General features: G+C 71.4%; 16 protein-coding genes. 8 read left to right on the top strand and 8 right to left on the bottom strand.

All coding sequences use genetic code 11. The features are described 5' to 3' along the window. Nucleotides 1–17 precede the first annotated feature (17 nt). Nucleotides 18–524, top strand: coding sequence for a putative immunity protein (locus F9C11_RS33860; protein WP_409181427.1), 507 nt, complete (start codon nt 18–20; stop codon nt 522–524). On the opposite strand, the gene F9C11_RS33855 is transcribed toward F9C11_RS33860, so the two are convergent. The 4 genes from F9C11_RS33855 to F9C11_RS33840 form a co-directional block, all read right to left on the bottom strand. Continuing rightward, complete coding sequence (locus tag F9C11_RS33855) at nt 521–2140, bottom strand: ABC-F family ATP-binding cassette domain-containing protein (protein ID WP_409181426.1); 1620 nt, start codon at nt 2138–2140, stop codon at nt 521–523. The genes F9C11_RS33860 and F9C11_RS33855 overlap by 4 nt on opposite strands. 99 nt (nt 2141–2239) lie before the next feature. Beyond that, nucleotides 2240–3766, bottom strand: coding sequence for a catalase (locus F9C11_RS33850; RefSeq protein ID WP_409181425.1), 1527 nt, complete (start codon nt 3764–3766; stop codon nt 2240–2242). After that, nucleotides 3763–4203, bottom strand: a complete 441-nt coding sequence (locus tag F9C11_RS33845) for a Fur family transcriptional regulator (RefSeq protein ID WP_409181424.1) — start codon at nt 4201–4203, stop codon at nt 3763–3765. Before F9C11_RS33845 ends, F9C11_RS33850 begins: the two co-directional genes overlap by 4 nt. 63 nt (nt 4204–4266) lie before the next feature. Beyond that, a complete protein-coding gene (locus tag F9C11_RS33840) occupies nt 4267–4902 on the bottom strand; it encodes a TetR/AcrR family transcriptional regulator (RefSeq protein ID WP_409181423.1) in 636 nt (211 codons plus the stop codon). 67 nt (nt 4903–4969) lie between these two features. On the opposite strand from F9C11_RS33840, the gene F9C11_RS33835 reads away from it, so the two are divergent. The 3 genes from F9C11_RS33835 (at nt 4970) to F9C11_RS33825 (ending at nt 6460) form a co-directional block, all read left to right on the top strand. Beyond that, a complete protein-coding gene (locus tag F9C11_RS33835; RefSeq protein WP_409181422.1) occupies nt 4970–5248 on the top strand; it encodes a hypothetical protein in 279 nt (92 codons plus the stop codon). After that, entirely contained in the window at nt 5245–5388 is a 144-nt protein-coding gene (locus tag F9C11_RS33830; RefSeq protein ID WP_409181421.1) for a hypothetical protein, read from the top strand. The genes F9C11_RS33835 and F9C11_RS33830 overlap by 4 nt, the downstream gene beginning before the upstream one ends. A 118-nt stretch (nt 5389–5506) precedes the next feature. Then, on the top strand, nt 5507–6460 hold the full coding sequence (locus tag F9C11_RS33825) for an alpha/beta hydrolase (RefSeq protein ID WP_409181420.1): 954 nt from the start codon (nt 5507–5509) through the stop codon (nt 6458–6460). 383 nt (nt 6461–6843) lie between these two features. Here F9C11_RS33825 and F9C11_RS33820 read toward each other — a convergent pair whose 3' ends face one another. From F9C11_RS33820 to F9C11_RS33810, 3 genes are all read right to left on the bottom strand, one after another. Further along, nucleotides 6844–7944 (bottom strand): PucR family transcriptional regulator, encoded by a 1101-nt coding sequence (locus F9C11_RS33820; RefSeq protein WP_409181419.1) that lies wholly within the window; start codon nt 7942–7944, stop codon nt 6844–6846. A gap of 22 nt (nt 7945–7966) precedes the next feature. Continuing rightward, nucleotides 7967–8434 (bottom strand): HNH endonuclease, encoded by a 468-nt coding sequence (locus F9C11_RS33815; protein ID WP_182891972.1) that lies wholly within the window; start codon nt 8432–8434, stop codon nt 7967–7969. A 261-nt stretch (nt 8435–8695) separates the two neighbouring features. Next, nucleotides 8696–9583 (bottom strand): LysR family transcriptional regulator, encoded by an 888-nt coding sequence (locus F9C11_RS33810; RefSeq protein ID WP_409181418.1) that lies wholly within the window; start codon nt 9581–9583, stop codon nt 8696–8698. A 69-nt stretch (nt 9584–9652) separates the two neighbouring features. On the opposite strand from F9C11_RS33810, the gene F9C11_RS33805 reads away from it, so the two are divergent. The 3 genes from F9C11_RS33805 to F9C11_RS33795 are packed head-to-tail and all read left to right on the top strand — an operon-like array spanning nt 9653 to nt 11905. After that, on the top strand, nt 9653–10519 hold the full coding sequence (locus F9C11_RS33805; RefSeq protein ID WP_409181417.1) for an EamA family transporter: 867 nt from the start codon (nt 9653–9655) through the stop codon (nt 10517–10519). A 50-nt stretch (nt 10520–10569) separates the two neighbouring features. Continuing rightward, the gene (locus tag F9C11_RS33800; RefSeq protein ID WP_409181416.1) at nt 10570–11484 is read left to right on the top strand and encodes a hypothetical protein; all 915 of its coding nucleotides are present in this window, start codon (nt 10570–10572) and stop codon (nt 11482–11484) included. 52 nt (nt 11485–11536) lie between these two features. Further along, nucleotides 11537–11905 carry a hypothetical protein gene (locus F9C11_RS33795; protein WP_409181415.1) on the top strand — a complete coding sequence of 123 codons (369 nt, stop codon included), beginning with the start codon at nt 11537–11539 and terminating at the stop codon, nt 11903–11905. Between the two features lie 528 nt (nt 11906–12433). On the opposite strand, the gene F9C11_RS33790 is transcribed toward F9C11_RS33795, so the two are convergent. Beyond that, nucleotides 12434–12889, bottom strand: coding sequence for a hypothetical protein (locus F9C11_RS33790; RefSeq protein ID WP_409181414.1), 456 nt, complete (start codon nt 12887–12889; stop codon nt 12434–12436). Between the two features lie 87 nt (nt 12890–12976). Between F9C11_RS33790 and F9C11_RS33785 the strand changes: the two genes are divergently transcribed. Beyond that, nucleotides 12977–13714, top strand: coding sequence for a TetR family transcriptional regulator (locus tag F9C11_RS33785; protein WP_409181413.1), 738 nt, complete (start codon nt 12977–12979; stop codon nt 13712–13714). The last annotated feature ends 492 nt before the right edge of the window (nt 13715–14206 follow it).

Here is a 14206-nt window from a genome sequence, read left to right as displayed (position 1 = left end):
CGATACAGTTCAAGCACATGACCGAGGAGATCGAACTCGGCCTGTCCGAGCTTCGCGCCGTCACGGCTTACGCGGTGGCCTGTGCGGAGCCCGCGCTGCCGATCTTCGAACAAGCCCGCCCAGGCGATCGACGCCCGCACGAGGCGATCGAGGCGGCCCGGGCGTTCGCCCAGGGAGCTAAGCGCGGCAAGGCGATTCGCGACGGTGCCTGGGCGGCGCAGCGGGCGTATCAGGAAGCCCGCGATGCCGGACAACACGCGGCCGGCGAGGCCGCGCGGGCCGCAGTCGCCGCTGCCGGAGCGGCGTTTCTGCATCCGCTCGCGAAGGCGACGCAGGTGTGGCACATCCTCGGCCCGGCCGGCCACGCGGCGTACGCGTTCGAGCTGGCTGGTCTGGAAGCGCGGCAGCCAGCGGCCGATCCGGTGGTGGTCCGGGTGTTGTCGCGATACCCGGAGGCTCCGGGCGGCCGCGGACGCGCGGGGGAGCTGGTGCGCGAGCTGGATGCCTTGCTGCGCAAGGGTTAGCGAACCCGCTCCACCCGCCGCTCGTCCCAGACCGGTTCCGGGGTCTCGCGCACCACGCCGTCCGAGCCGAAGACCAGGAAGCGGTCGAACGAGCGCGCGAACCAGCGGTCGTGGGTGACCGCGAGCACCGTGCCCTCGTACGATTCCAGCCCGTCCTGCAGCGCCTCGGCCGATTCCAGGTCGAGGTTGTCGGTCGGCTCGTCCAGCAGCAGCGCGGTGGTTCCGGCCAGTTCCAGCAACAGGATCTGGAACCGCGCCTGCTGCCCGCCGGACAACCGGTCGAACGTCTGCTCGCCCTGGCGATGCAGTTCGTACCGGCGCAGTGCGGCCATCGCCGCGCCGCGATCGGCCGAATGCTCCGTCCACAGCACGTCGACCAGCGTGCGGCCGGTGAGTTCCGGGCGGGCGTGCGTTTGCGCGAAATGGCCGGGCACGACGCGCGCGCCGGTCTTCCATTCGCCGGTGTGCGCGACGTCGCCGCCCGCGAGCAGCCGCAGGAAATGCGATTTCCCGGAGCCGTTCGAGCCGAGCACCGCGACGCGCTCGCCGAAGAAGATCTCCAGCGAGAACGGTTTCATCAACCCGGTGAGTTCCAGGTTCTTGCAGGTCACCGCGCGCACGCCGGTGCGGCCGCCGCGCAGCCGCATCCGGATGTCCTGCGGCCGCGGCGGTTCCGGCGGGGGACCGGCTTCCTCGAACTTCCGCAGCCGGGTCTGCGCCGCCTTGTACCGGGAGGCCATCTCGTCGCTGCGCGCCGCGTACTGCTGCATGTCCCGGACCAGCCGTTTGAGCTGGGCGTGTTTCTCGTCCCAGCGCCGCCGCAACTCGTCGTAGCGGGCGAACCGTTCCTGCCGCGCTTCGTGATACGTGCTGAATCCGCCGCCGTGCACCCAGGCGTCCGCGCCGTCACCGCCCGGTTCGACGCTCACGATCTTGTCCGCCGCTCGCGCGAGCAGTGCGCGGTCGTGCGACACGAACAGGACGGTTTTGCGGGTTTCCTTCAGCCGGGCTTCGAGCCAGCGTTTGCCGGGCACGTCGAGGTAGTTGTCCGGCTCGTCCAGCAGAAGCACCTCGTCCGGCCCGCGCAGCAGCGCCTCCAGCACCAGGCGTTTCTGCTCGCCGCCGCTGAGCGTGCGCACGAGCCGCCAGCGCGCGCGGTCGAACGGCACGCCGAGCGCCTCGGTCGTGCACATGTCCCAGGTCGTCTCGAACTCGTACCCGCGCGCTTCGGCCCAGTCGCTGAGTGCCTGCGCGTACTGCATTTGCGCGGCCTCGTCGTCGACCTCCAGCAACCGCTCCTCGGCCGCGTCGACGGCTTGGGCTGCGTCGCGAACCCGTTTCGGGGCAACGGAAACCAGGAGATCGCGCACCGTGCGTTCATCGCGCACTGACCCGACGAACTGCGCCATCACGCCCAGCCCGCCGGATACCGTGACCGCGCCCTCGTCCGGCTTCAGCTCTCCCGACAGCAGCCGCAGCAACGTGGTTTTGCCCGCGCCGTTGGGGCCGACCAGTGCGACGACCGCGCCCTCGCCGACCCGGAACGAGACGTCGCCGAGCAGCGGACGCCCGTCCGGCAGCACGTAGCGCAGATGCGCGGCTTCCAGATGGCCCATGGCGGGGACTCTACCCAGCGCGCCGCGAATGGCCGCACGGTTTTTCCGGCGTCGTGAGTGGCAATCCCGGTTCTAACCGGGATTGCCACTCACGAGCGGTTATGCCTTGCGCTGCATGCTTTCCCGGGCCGGGTTGGCCTGCTCGGCCGCCTTCGGGTCCTTCTCGTCCTGCTTCGCGCGCACGCCGGACTCGACGCGGTCGCCGAGGTCCTTGTCCACGTTGTGCCAGTACTCGAACGCCCGCTTCAGCACCGGTTCGGACACCCCGTTCAGCAGGTGCCCGACGATGTTGTCCACCAGCCGTTCGCGCGCGGCGTCGTCCAGCACCTCGCGCACGAGCGTGCCGGCCTGGCCCCAGTCGTCGTCCTCGGCGTGGTCGACGTAAGCCGAGCGGACCATCTCGCCGTCGGCGTGCCAGCCGGCCGGCGTGCCGTAGCGTTCGGTGTCGGCGCGCGGGCCGCCCTTGGAGTTCGGCGCGTACACCGGGTCGGAGACCTTGGCGTAGCGCATCGAACCGTCCTTGCTGTAGCTGTGCACCGGCGCGACCGGCGTGTTCACCGGCAGCTGCTTGTAGTTCGCGCCGATCCGGTACCGGTGCGCGTCGGCGTAGGCGAACAGCCGGCCGAGCAGCATCCGGTCCGGGCTCGGGCCGATGCCGGGCACCAGGTTGTTCGGCTCGAACGCGGCCTGCTCGATCTCGGTGTGGTGGTCGGTCGGGTTGCGGTCGAGCGTCATCCTGCCGACCTCGATCAGCGGGTAGTCGCCGTGCGGCCACACCTTCGTCAGGTCGAACGGGTTGAACCGGTAGGTCTTCGCGTCCTCGAACGGCATCACCTGGACGTGCAGCGTCCAGCTGGGGTAGTCGCCGCGCGCGATGGCCTCGAACAGGTCGCGGGTGTGGTAGTCGGTGTCGGCCGAGGCCATCTGGTCGGCCTCGTGCTGGGTGAAGAACTCGATGCCCTGGTCGGTCTTGAAGTGGTACTTCACCCAGAACTTCTCGCCCGCGGCGTTGACCCACATGTAGGTGTGCGAGCTGTAGCCGTTCATGTGCCGCCACGTGCGCGGGATCCCGCGGTCGCCCATCAGCCAGGTGACCTGGTGCGCCGATTCGGGGGACAGCGTCCAGAAGTCCCACTGCATGTCGTGGTCGCGGAGATTGCTGTCCGCGCGGCGTTTCTGCGACCGGATGAAGTGCTGGAACTTCAGCGGGTCCTTGATGAAGAACACCGGGGTGTTGTTGCCGACGAGGTCGTAGTTGCCCTCGGGGGTGTAGAACTTCAGCGCGAACCCGCGCGGGTCGCGCCAGGTGTCCGGGCTGCCGCGCTCGCCGGCCACGGTCGAGAACCGCGCCGCCATCGGGGTTTTCGCGCCCGGCTGGAACACCGCCGCCTTGGTGAAGCGGCTGACGTCGGCGGTCACCTCGAAGTGCCCGAACGCGCCGCTGCCCTTCGCGTGCGGCTGCCGCTCCGGCACCCGTTCCCGGTTGAACTGGGCCATCTGCTCGATCAGGTAGTGGTCCTGCAGCAGGATCGGGCCGCCCGGGCCGAGGGTGAGCGAATGCTCGTCGCTCTCGGCCGGGATCCCGGAGTCCGTGGTGGTCGCCGGGGGTTTCGGTTCTTCGGTCATCTCGCGAGCTCCTCGTGGTGGTCGGAAACGCCGGAGCAGTCCGGGCACAGGCCCCAGAAGACGATCTCGGCCTCGTCGACGGCGTACCCGTGCCGGTCGTGCGGCGTGAGGCAGGGGGCCTCGCCGCGGACGCAGTCGACGTCCTCGGCCCGGCCGCAGCGCCGGCACACGACGTGGTGGTGGTTGTCGCCGGTCCGCCGTTCGAACCGCGCCGGATGCCCGGACAGCTCGATCCGGCGGACGAGACCCGCTTCGCCGCACGCGGCGAGCACGTCGTAGACCGCCTGGATCGAAACGCTGCCCAGGCTTTCGCGCACGCCCGCCGCGATCGCCTCGACCGTCGCGTGCGGATGCTCGCCGAGCCAGCCGAGCACGGCTTGCCGCGGCTTGGTGACGCGCAGGCCGGCCGCCCGCAGCGTCGCCGCCGAGTCCGGCATCGGAGTCCTCCCCGGGGATCTGGAACCGCTCCAGTTCCGCCGGTTACCCGGTCTCCGCGAGCCTCACACCTGGGTGTCACCCACCGGCCGGACGAACTCGGCGAGATGCGCGCGAAGGACGGCGACGCATTCCTCCGGCGAGGTGAGTTCCGGCTGCAGCACGGCGCGGAACGCGATCCCGTCCAGGAGCGCGGCCAGCCGGGGCGCTTCGACCTCGGGGTCTTTCGGTTCGAACCGGCCGCTGCGGACCTGGGCGTCGAGGATGCGCCGGGCCAGCGTGACGGTGCCCTGGACCGCTTCCCGGGCCAGGTCGTCCAGGCCCGGATCGGCGCGCGCGGCCATCAGGAATTCGATCAGCACGGTCACCTCGGTGCGCCGCCGCTCGTCCAGCGGCAGCAGCTCGGACAGGAACTCGGCGAGCTGGTCGACGGCCTCGTCCGGCGACAGCTCCGACAGCGACCCGATCTTCTCGCGGCGTTCGACGAGCCGCGCGGTCGTGCGGTCGATGGTGGTGCGCATCGCGAACCGCATCAGCTCGTGCTGGCTGTCGAAGTAATGCCGCACTGACCCGATGTTCAGGCCCGATTCCGCGGCCACCGCGCGCAGCGACACCGCGTGCAGCCCGCCCTTCGCGGCCAGCCGCAGCACCGCGTCGGCGATGTGTGCGCGCCGCTCTTCCCCGTCCACCACTCTAGGCACTGGACTTTTATATCACAGCCGTGATAGAAACGGTTTGTATCACAGGTGTGACAGAAAGGGGTGCGCTGTGGAGACGGTGCTGAACATCCTGCTGATCCGGTTCGGCATCATCGCCGGGATCGTCGTGGTCCTCGGGCTGGGCGCGTTCGCGGTGATCGTTTCGCTGCGGCGGCGCGGCAAGGGGGAGCGCGTCCGGGAAGGCGCGGCGGTGCTGGCGAAATCCGCGGCGAGGGCGATGGACCGGCGCGGGGCGCGGGGAGTGCGCGGCCGGGTCGGCGGCGAGGTCGTGCGGCGGGCCGCGCGATGGCTGGACGAGGACCCGGGCCGGAAGCGGTCCGGCCGGTGAACGCGGTGCTGCTGGCCGACGGGAACGAGGTGCTGCAGCACCTGATGCACGACCTGCTGGTGAAGGGGCTGATCGTGCTGGGGGCGGTAGTGGTGGCGGTCGTCGGGATCGTGGTGATCTGGAAGAAGGTGGGGCGCTGAGGGTTTCCGCCGCGCCAGTCGGCGGGACAACCCCGCGCGGTACGCGACACGTGGCGGTGCCTGCCGGCGCCGGAATTTCGGCACGATGGAGTCTTCCCCTGGAAGACGGAGGCCGTCGATGAGTTATCCGTTCGATCCCGAAATCGCCGCCGCGATCCCGATGCTGCCCGAGGTCGACTTCCTCGATATCGCCGCTTCGCGGGCGGGCATGGCGGAGCTGATCGCCTCGATGCAAGGCGACGTCGACGAAACCGGCGTGACCGCGCGCGACGAGTCCGTGCCCGGCCCGGAGGGCGCGCCGGACGTCCCGATCCGGATCTACACCCCCGATCGCGTCGCCACGAAGGCGCTGGTGTTCGACATCCACGGCGGCGGTTTCGCGCTCGGCGACTTGCAAGTCGACCACGCGACCAACGTGGAACTGGCGAGGGACCTCGGCGTGGTGATCGTGTCGGTCGAGTACCGGCTCGCGCCGGAGAACCCGTACCCGGCCGGGCTGGAGGACTGCTACGCGGCGCTCGAATGGTCGGTCAAGCACGCCGGCGAACTGGGCGTAGATCCGGAAAAAGTGGTGCTCTACGGCGTGAGCGCGGGCGGCGGCCTGGCCGCGGCGCTGGCGTTGCTGGCCCGCGACCGGGGCGGCCCGTCGATCGCGTTCCAGTTCCTCGCCGTGCCGGAACTGGACGACCGCCTCGAGAGCGGAAGCATGCGCCGGTTCGCGGACACGCCGATGTGGCATCTGCGGGCGGCCGAGGCGAGCTGGGACTACTACTTGGGCGGACCGGGCAAACGCGGCGGCTCGGACGTCCCGGTATACGCGGCACCCGCTCGGGCCACCGATCTCTCGGGATTGCCGCCCGCGTACGTGTCGGTGGCGGAGTTCGACCCGCTGCGGGACGAGGGAATCGCCTATGCGCAGAGCCTTTTGGCGGCGGGGGTGCCGACGGAACTGCATTTGTTCCCGGGGACTTTCCACGGCTCCGGGGTGATCCGGCACGCGACGGTGAGCCGCCGGGAAGCCGCGGAACGACGGGCGGTGCTTGCCCGGGTTCTCGGGGTTGAGGCGGGCTGAGGCCGGGGTTCTGGGGGGTGAGGCGGGCTGGCGGGGGTTCTGGTTGCTGTGCTTCGGCAGGGTGCGGCTGGAATCGCCTGCCTCCAGGCCGATTCCGGCGCGCCCGTTGGGCTCGTTTCCGCGAGTGGGGCTGCTTGTGCTGCTCGGGCGCGCTTCCTGAACCCGCGCTCGTTTCCGCAATTGGGGCTTGCTTCCGGAACTGGGGCCTGCTTCCGCAACTTGCGCTCGCTTCAGCAACTGGGGCCTGCCACCACAACTCGGGCTCGCTTCCGCAACCCGCGGTCGCTTCCACAACCCGACCTTGCTGTGGACAGCTCAGCCAAAGACGCCGGAATTGTCCGCGGAGGCCGGTAGAGTAGAAACCGGGGGGACCCCCGCACCCCTCAACCGGATTCCGCCAACCTCCGTGCCACCAGCGCCAGCCGTGCCCGGAAGCGGCCCGCCGGGTCGTCCAGCGACCAGCCCAGTGCGTCCTCCACCTGCGCCAGCCGCGCCGCCACCGAGCTGTGGTGCCGGTGCAGCGCCACCGCTGCCTGGCGCAGGGAACCCGTGCGGCAGAAGGCTTCCAGCGTCTCCCGATCGGCTTTCCCGAGCGCGTTCAACGCCACCACGTCCGGCTGTGCGCGCAGCTGCTCCGCGGGGATCTCCGCCAGCAGCGTCACCGCGCCGAGGTCCTCGTGCACGACCAACGGCCGCGACGTCGCCGCGAATCGTTGTGCCAGGCGGGCTTGCAGCCACGAGCGCCGGGCTTCCAGGCCGTCGACCGCGTCGCCGACGCCTACCCGGACGGTGTCCGGAAGCGTGCGGTCCTTGGCCCGCAACGCCAACGTCTCGGACAGCGTCGGCACGACCGAATCCGGCCCCTCGCGCGGCTGCAGCACCACCGCGGCCACCCCGCCGACCACCGCCACCCGCGCGCCGAGCGGTTTGCCGCGGGCGACGAGCGCGACCGCGTCCGCCCCGGCGTCCCGGCCGGCTCCCGAAGCGACCGCGACCACTCGCAGCGGGCGCGTGGTGTCCAGGCCGAGAAGGCTCAGCGCCCGCGCCCGGTCCTCGTCCGCGGCCTGCTCGCCGAGCACCAGTTCGACCAGCGCCGGGTCGGCGAGATGCGGTGCGGCGGGCGGCGGTTCGACCGGATTGAGCACCTTCGCGGCGATCGCGAGCCGTTCGAGCACCAGGACGTCGAGCGGGCCCGGCTCGCCCGCGCGTTCCAGCCAGACCCGCCCGGCGCCGTCGAGGTCCACGACGACCGCGCCGGACGGTTCCGGGCCGTCGCCGCCGGGTTCGCCGGTCGGCCGGTACCGGAGCACGGTTCCGTCGACACAGCGAATCCCGGCGACGCATTCGGCGAGAAACGCCGTGGCGCGTAGCAGATCCGGCAGCGTCGCCCGGCGGGCGATCAGCTCGTCGAAATACGCGATGACGCGCACCGCCGTTTCCGCGCCGGAATCGACCGCCGACAACCGCAGCAGCAAGCCCTTCACGGGTTCCAGCCTAGCGCGAGTCTCAAGTGGACAGTCCGGCCAGCGGATGCAGCTCCTCCCAGCGCGGCACGCGCGGCGGGAAGCGCAGCGTCAGCCCGGCTTCCGCGGGCGTGCGGTCGGCCTTGCGCGCGTTGCAGCTGCGTGCCGACCCGCCGCAGGCGGCGACGGTGTTGAGCCAGCTCGTGCGCGCGCCGCCGCGCGAAACCGGCGTGATGTGGTCGACCGTGGTGGCCCGGCGGCCGCAGTAGGCGCACGTGTGCCGGTCGCGCCGCAGCACGCCGGAACGCGACCAGCGCGGCGGCCCGGAATAACGCCATTTCATCACGACGTAGCGCAGCAGCCGCACCACCTTCGGCCGCGGGAAGACGCCGAGGTCCGGCCCGTCGCTTTCGTGGACGACCGCGACCTGGCGGACCAGCATCCGGATGGCATGGGGGAGCGAGACGGTGTGCAGGGGCTCGTAGCCGGCGTTGAGAACCAGGACTCCCATGGCGACGGGCACCTCCTTTCCACAGTCGTTACGGGCCGGGAACGCAAAAGCCGCCCGGCCGGGGTTCCGGCGGGCGGCTCCTCGCTCACGGCGTGGCAGGCCACGTCATGGCGCGGAGCCGGAAATGCCCATCAGGTGCATGCATTCGTCGCGACGCGGCATTCCGGGGTTCCTTTCGTGGCTGGACGAGTTCATCATTGCCGTCCCGCGCCGCGGCGTCAACGGAAAATGATCGTCCCCGGGTTCAAGATCCACAGTGGACTATCGAGGACGCGCGGAAGCGGTTTCCCGTTTCGGCGAAGCGCGGTACAGCTCGCCCAGCAAGGCCACCGCGGCGTGCGTGGCCGGATGCGGATCGTGGGCGCGCCAGGCGAGCTGCACCGGCACCGGCGGAGCGTCGCGGACCCGGCGGTAAACAATGCCGTCACGGCGATACTGCGTCACCGTCGAATGCGGCGTGACGCCGACGCAGCGGCCCGTGGTGATGGCGGCGAGCCAGTCGTCGACGTCATGTGTGACCTCGATCCGCGGCCGCGATTCCGGCGGCCACAGCTCGGCGGAGGTGGTGCCAGTGCGCGGATCGACCACCAGCAGCCGCGACGCGAGATCGGCGAGCGTGACGGTGCGGCGCCGCGCGAGCGGGTCGTCGACCGCCATGGCGCAGTAGCGGTCCTCGTGGCCGACCGTCGCGTGCGCGAACTTCCCGGACGGCACCTGATGCCGGACCACCGCGAGGTCGGCCAGTCCTTCCGCCAGCCCGGCGGTCGCGGTGTTGGCGCGCACCAGCAGCAGTTCGACCTCCGGGTACCGGGAGGCCCAGCGGCGCTGGAATTCCGCGGTGTGCCTGCCCATCGCCGACCACGCGTGGCCGATGCGCAGCCGCGTGTGCCCGGTGGTCGCTTCGCGGACGAGATCGTCGGCCTCGGCGAGCAGATGCCGGGCGCGGGCGAGCACCTGGACGCCGGCGGTCGTCGGCTCGAGGCTCCGGCTGGTGCGGTGCAGCAGTCGCACGCCGAGAAACCGTTCCAGCGACGCCAGATTCCGGGACACCGCCGCTTGCGAGACGCCGAGTTCGAGCGCGGCGTCGGTGAACGTGCCGGCGTCCACGATCGTCACGAGGCAGCGCAGCTGACGCAGCTCCAGATCCATGCGTCCAGCGTATCGCTGATGCGGTCAATGCATTTTGCGCATGGATCGGCCGGACGCATGCTCGACCGCATGGCGACTACGGAACTGGCTCCTTCCGCGCGCGACCACGCCCGGGCGACCGGGGCCGCGATGCTGCTCGGGAGCGCGCTGTCCAACCAGGTCGGCGCGGCGACCGCGGCGCTCGCGTTCCCGGTGCTCGGCCCGCCGGGCGTGGTGGCGGTCCGCCAGTGGGTGGCCGCGGTGGTGCTGCTGGCGGTCGGCCGCCCGCGGTTGCGGACGTTCACCGCGCGGCAGTGGCGGCCGGTGCTCGGCCTGGCCGCCGTGTTCGCGACGATGAACCTGTCGCTCTACACCGCGGTCGACCGGATCGGCCTCGGCCTGGCCGTGACGCTCGAGTTCCTCGGCCCGCTGGCGATCGCGCTGGCCGGTTCGCGCCGCCGGACGGACCTGGCGTGCGCGATCGCCGCGGCGGTCGCGGTCGGCGCGCTGATGCGGCCGCAGCCGAGCACCGACTACCTCGGGATCGGGCTCGCGCTGGTCGCCGCGTCGTGCTGGGCCTGCTACATCCTGTTGAACCGGACCGTCGGCCGTCGCCTGCCCGGGGCCGCGGGTTCGGCCGCCGCGGCCGGGGTGTCCGGGCTGCTGTACGTGCCGATCGGGTTGGTCGCGATGCTGAACCACCCGCCGACGACCGGTGCGCTCGCGGCGGCGCTCACCGCCGGAGTGCTGTCGTCGGCGCTGCCGTTCCTCGTCGATCTGATCGCGTTGCGCCGGGTGCCGGCGCAGTTCTTCGGGGCGTTCATGAGCGTCAACCCGGTGATGGCCGCGCTGGTCGGGCTCGTGGTGCTCGACCAGCGGCTGGACGCCGTCGCGTGGGCGGCGATCGGGGTGATCGTGGCGGCGAACACGGTGGCCGTGCTGCGGCGGGCCGCGTAATTGTCGGTGGGGCGGGCTAACGTAGGCGGCGCTGGTTGAGGAGGTGCGGCATGGTGCGGATCGCGGATCAGGAGTGGCCTTCCACAGTCGTGCCCGCCGACGCGCGCGAACGCGCCCAGGCGACGGGCGTGCTGGTCCGCCGCATGGGCTGGGTGTCCGAGCGGCTGACCCGGGAGGAACGCGATGACGTCGAGCGGCAGCTGGAATTCTGGTACTCCCGCGGATACTGCCCGGACGCGCTGCTGATCGCGATGAGCGCGCTGCCGGACGGGACGCGCCAGCGGCCGCGGCGGTCCGGCGAGAAACCGGGGGACTTCCTGCGCTCGCGGATGAAGGCCTGGTTCGCCGACGAGACCGCCGCGGACCTGTCCGAGGTGCGCGAGCCGCCGCGGCGCGGGCAGACCTTCGAAGCCTGGCTGGCCAACCGGCGCAAGCAAATGGCCGACGAGGGCACGTACCAACGGCGCTCGCGGCTGAGCGACGCCGGGGAGCGGGCCCGGGCCGAGGCTCGTTCGATCGCGGCGTCCCGGCGGAAGGATCCGCTCGCGCGCGTGCGCGAAAGCGAACGTCGGCGTGCGGCGGCTTTGGAGAGTTTGCGGGTGGTCGGCGAGGCCGTGGAGGTGCCACCGCCGCCGGCCGAGACGCGCACGACGCCGCGGATGGTCGCGTCGTTCGCCGGAAGGCAGGCGCTGGCCGCGCATTCGCCGCAGGTGCGGCGGATCGTCGAGCGGTTGCGGGCGGAGAAGCGGGGTCCGTCGGCGGCAGAGCTGGCGGTGCTGCGGAACGCGGTCCGCGACGCGCACCACAGCGCCGGGCTGGGCACGTTGGAGGCGGCGAGCGCGGAGGTCAACGACGTCGAGACGCTGACCCCGGACGGGCAGCGGATCAAGGATTTCCTCGCGCGCGCCGCGGACGACCGGCTGCCGCTCGACGCGACAGTGCGGTTGCTTCACTCGATGCGGTGAGCCGTGCGTGTCGGGTCGCCCGCGGCGGGGAGGGAGCTTCCAGACTCGCCCGGTGACGAACACGGCGATGGACGATGCCGGGCGCTGCCTGCTTTCGGTGGCGTGGAACATCCGGACCGGCGGTCCGCGGGCGGATCCGCGGGCGGACGAGGTGCGGGAACGGCTGCGGACGGTGTGCCGGGAGCTGGGGCACGCGGCTTGCCGGTTCGCGGCGGGGGAGGTCGGCGGGGATCCGGTGCCGTTGTTGCGGTTGGCGGATCGGGCTTATGAAGTCGACACGTTGTTGTTGCTGGTGGGGACTTCGTTGATTCCGGATCCCGGGCGGGACGCGCGGTGGTGGGGGGAGATTGAGCGGCTGGTCGCCGAGGTGGACGGGATGGTGGTCGAGGCTTCGGCTTCGTTGGGTGGGGTTTGTGTGTGAGTCTCGGCTCGGCTCGTCGCCCTGGCGGGCGACATTGCCGGGTGAGTGGTGCGTGGGGCCCCCGATTTTTTAGTGTGACTACGGCGCTGGGGTGCTTGTCAAGGCGGGAAAGATGCCTTGACAAGCACCCCAGCGCCGTGTTTTTGGCTGTGTATCGGGGGTGGGGGAGGGGTGTGGGTGCCTCGCTCGTTGGGTGCAGTGGCTGCGGTGGGGTGGGTGGCTTGATGGTGCGGTGCGGTCGGGTGGGTGGCTCGATGGTTGGGCGGCGCGGTGCGGTGGGTGGACGCGCGGGGTGAGTGCGTCGGGTCAGTGCGGGGGCACGCGGGCTGGTGGGCGAGGGTCCGTGAAGGTGGTCCTCACGAGGTCGGCGGGTCGTGAGGGGAACCTTCACGGAATCGGAGTCCGTGAAGGGTTTCCGCACGGACTCCGAACTGCGGTGCGATCGTCGCGGAGTCGTTGGAGGGTAAGAAAAACAGCCCGGGAGGAGCGGCTCTCAGGCAAACGGACCCCAAATGCGAGGGCGGAGTGTCAGGGGCGTTGGCGCACTCCGGCAAGTACGGCGCTCACGCTCGGCAGCCAGCGGTGCCTCGGGTCCGGTGCGGTCAGCCATTCCGGGCCCGTTCCGGGTGCTTGCTGTCCGGTCGGCAGCGGGAGGAGTGCGCCGCTGTCCAGGACGGTGACGTCTGCGGGCAGGCTGCCGCGCAGGAGGAGTTCGCCGTCGGTTTCGGCGAGGATTGCCAGGCGCGGGCCGTGTTGGGTCGGGAGGATCAGGGACGGGCCTTCGCAGCCCAGCGCGGACAGGTGGTGCCGGACCGGGCCCGAGGTGAGTTTCGGCAGGGTTACCGCGCACAGGCCGTTTTCCAAGGCCAGAAACAGGCGCGCGCCTTGCCGCCGGACGGACCAGCCGAACACCCCGCCGTAATACGCGTCCGCCGGGTCTGGGCCGGTGTGGTGGTCGGGCCGCAGTTGCTGGTCGAGAGTCATCGTCGACGCCTTCCGCTCGCATAGGGGTGCCCGACCATGCTAACGGCACTCAGTGCCACTAGCAACCCGGGCTGCTACCGTTCGGGCATGACCGAGACGCCGCGCACCCGGGTCGGGGCAACGCCGGCCGGGCGGCGGCAGTTGCGTCGCGCGCTGGCGACGGCGGCCGTGGATCTCTTCGCCGCCAACGGGTACGAGGCCACGACCATCGACGACATCGCCGCGGCGGCGGGCGTCGGGCGGCGGACGTTTTTCCGGTATTTCGACAGCAAGGACGACGTCCTCTTCGCCAACCACGACGAGATCGTCGCCGAGATGGAGCAGGTCTTCGAGACCGCCGACCCGGCGCGCGACCCGATCGAGGTGGCGACCGCGGCGGTGTCGCTCGTGCTGGAGTCCTATGCCGCGGAACTGGACGTCTCGCTCAAGCGGTTCACCCTCACCCGCACGGTGCCTTCCTTGCGGGACAAGGAAGTCGCGACGGTCGACCGCTACCAGCGCGTCCTCGCCCGCTACCTCCAGGACCGCTTCGCCGCCGCGGGTGACGAGGCCGCGACTCTCCGGGCAGCAGTGGCGGCGGCGGCGATCGCGGCCGCCAACAACCACGTCCTGCGACGCTGGCTCCGCAGCGGCGGACGGGACGACATCGAAGCCGCGGCGAGGGAGGCGTTCGCCCTGGTCGCGGACGCATTCCGGACGTCCGGCGCGAAGCCTTCGAGCGAGCCGGAGCCCGGGACGGTGGTGGCGGTGCTCAGCACCGCGACGCCGCTGCACGAGGTGGTGACCCGGATCGGCGCCGCGCTGCGCGAGGCCGAATCCCCGTGAAGTGCACTGAGTGCCACTGAGGCATCGAGGTGCGGTGGCGCTGGGCTGCTCGGCGCGGTCCGGGGTGGTGACCGGATTCTGGGAGTGAGCGTCGTGCGCGGGCGGGAGAGTTGCTGGTTGTGCGGGGCCGGAGGTGGCGGCCGGGGCCGGTGAACGGGTGCGGTGTGCGAGCGGGACTGTGCTGGGCTGCTCCGGCGAGGCGGTTTCGCAGCGACGCCGGGCGTTGGAGCTGGGGGCGGTGCGTGGCCGTCGGCGGGAGTGTGGTGAGCGGCCTGGTGATAGGCGAGATGGTGCCGGGGTTGGGGCCGTGGGCGGGTGTTGGCGGGAGCGCGCCTGGCGAGAGGGCGAGACGGTGCGGTGCGCGGTCGTCGGTGGGACTGTGCTGGGGTGCCTGGCGAGAGGGTGAGACGGTGCCGGGATTGGGTGCCGTGCACTGGTGTCGGCGGCGAGGACGCTGGTGAGCGGGGTGCGCATCCCCGCGGCGGAGGAGCG

This window comes from Amycolatopsis sp. VS8301801F10, from assembly GCF_046195355.1.
GTDB lineage: Bacteria > Actinomycetota > Actinomycetes > Mycobacteriales > Pseudonocardiaceae > Amycolatopsis.
The sequence above is the reverse complement of the archived record's forward strand: the minus strand, read 5'-3'. Positions and strand labels throughout refer to the sequence as shown.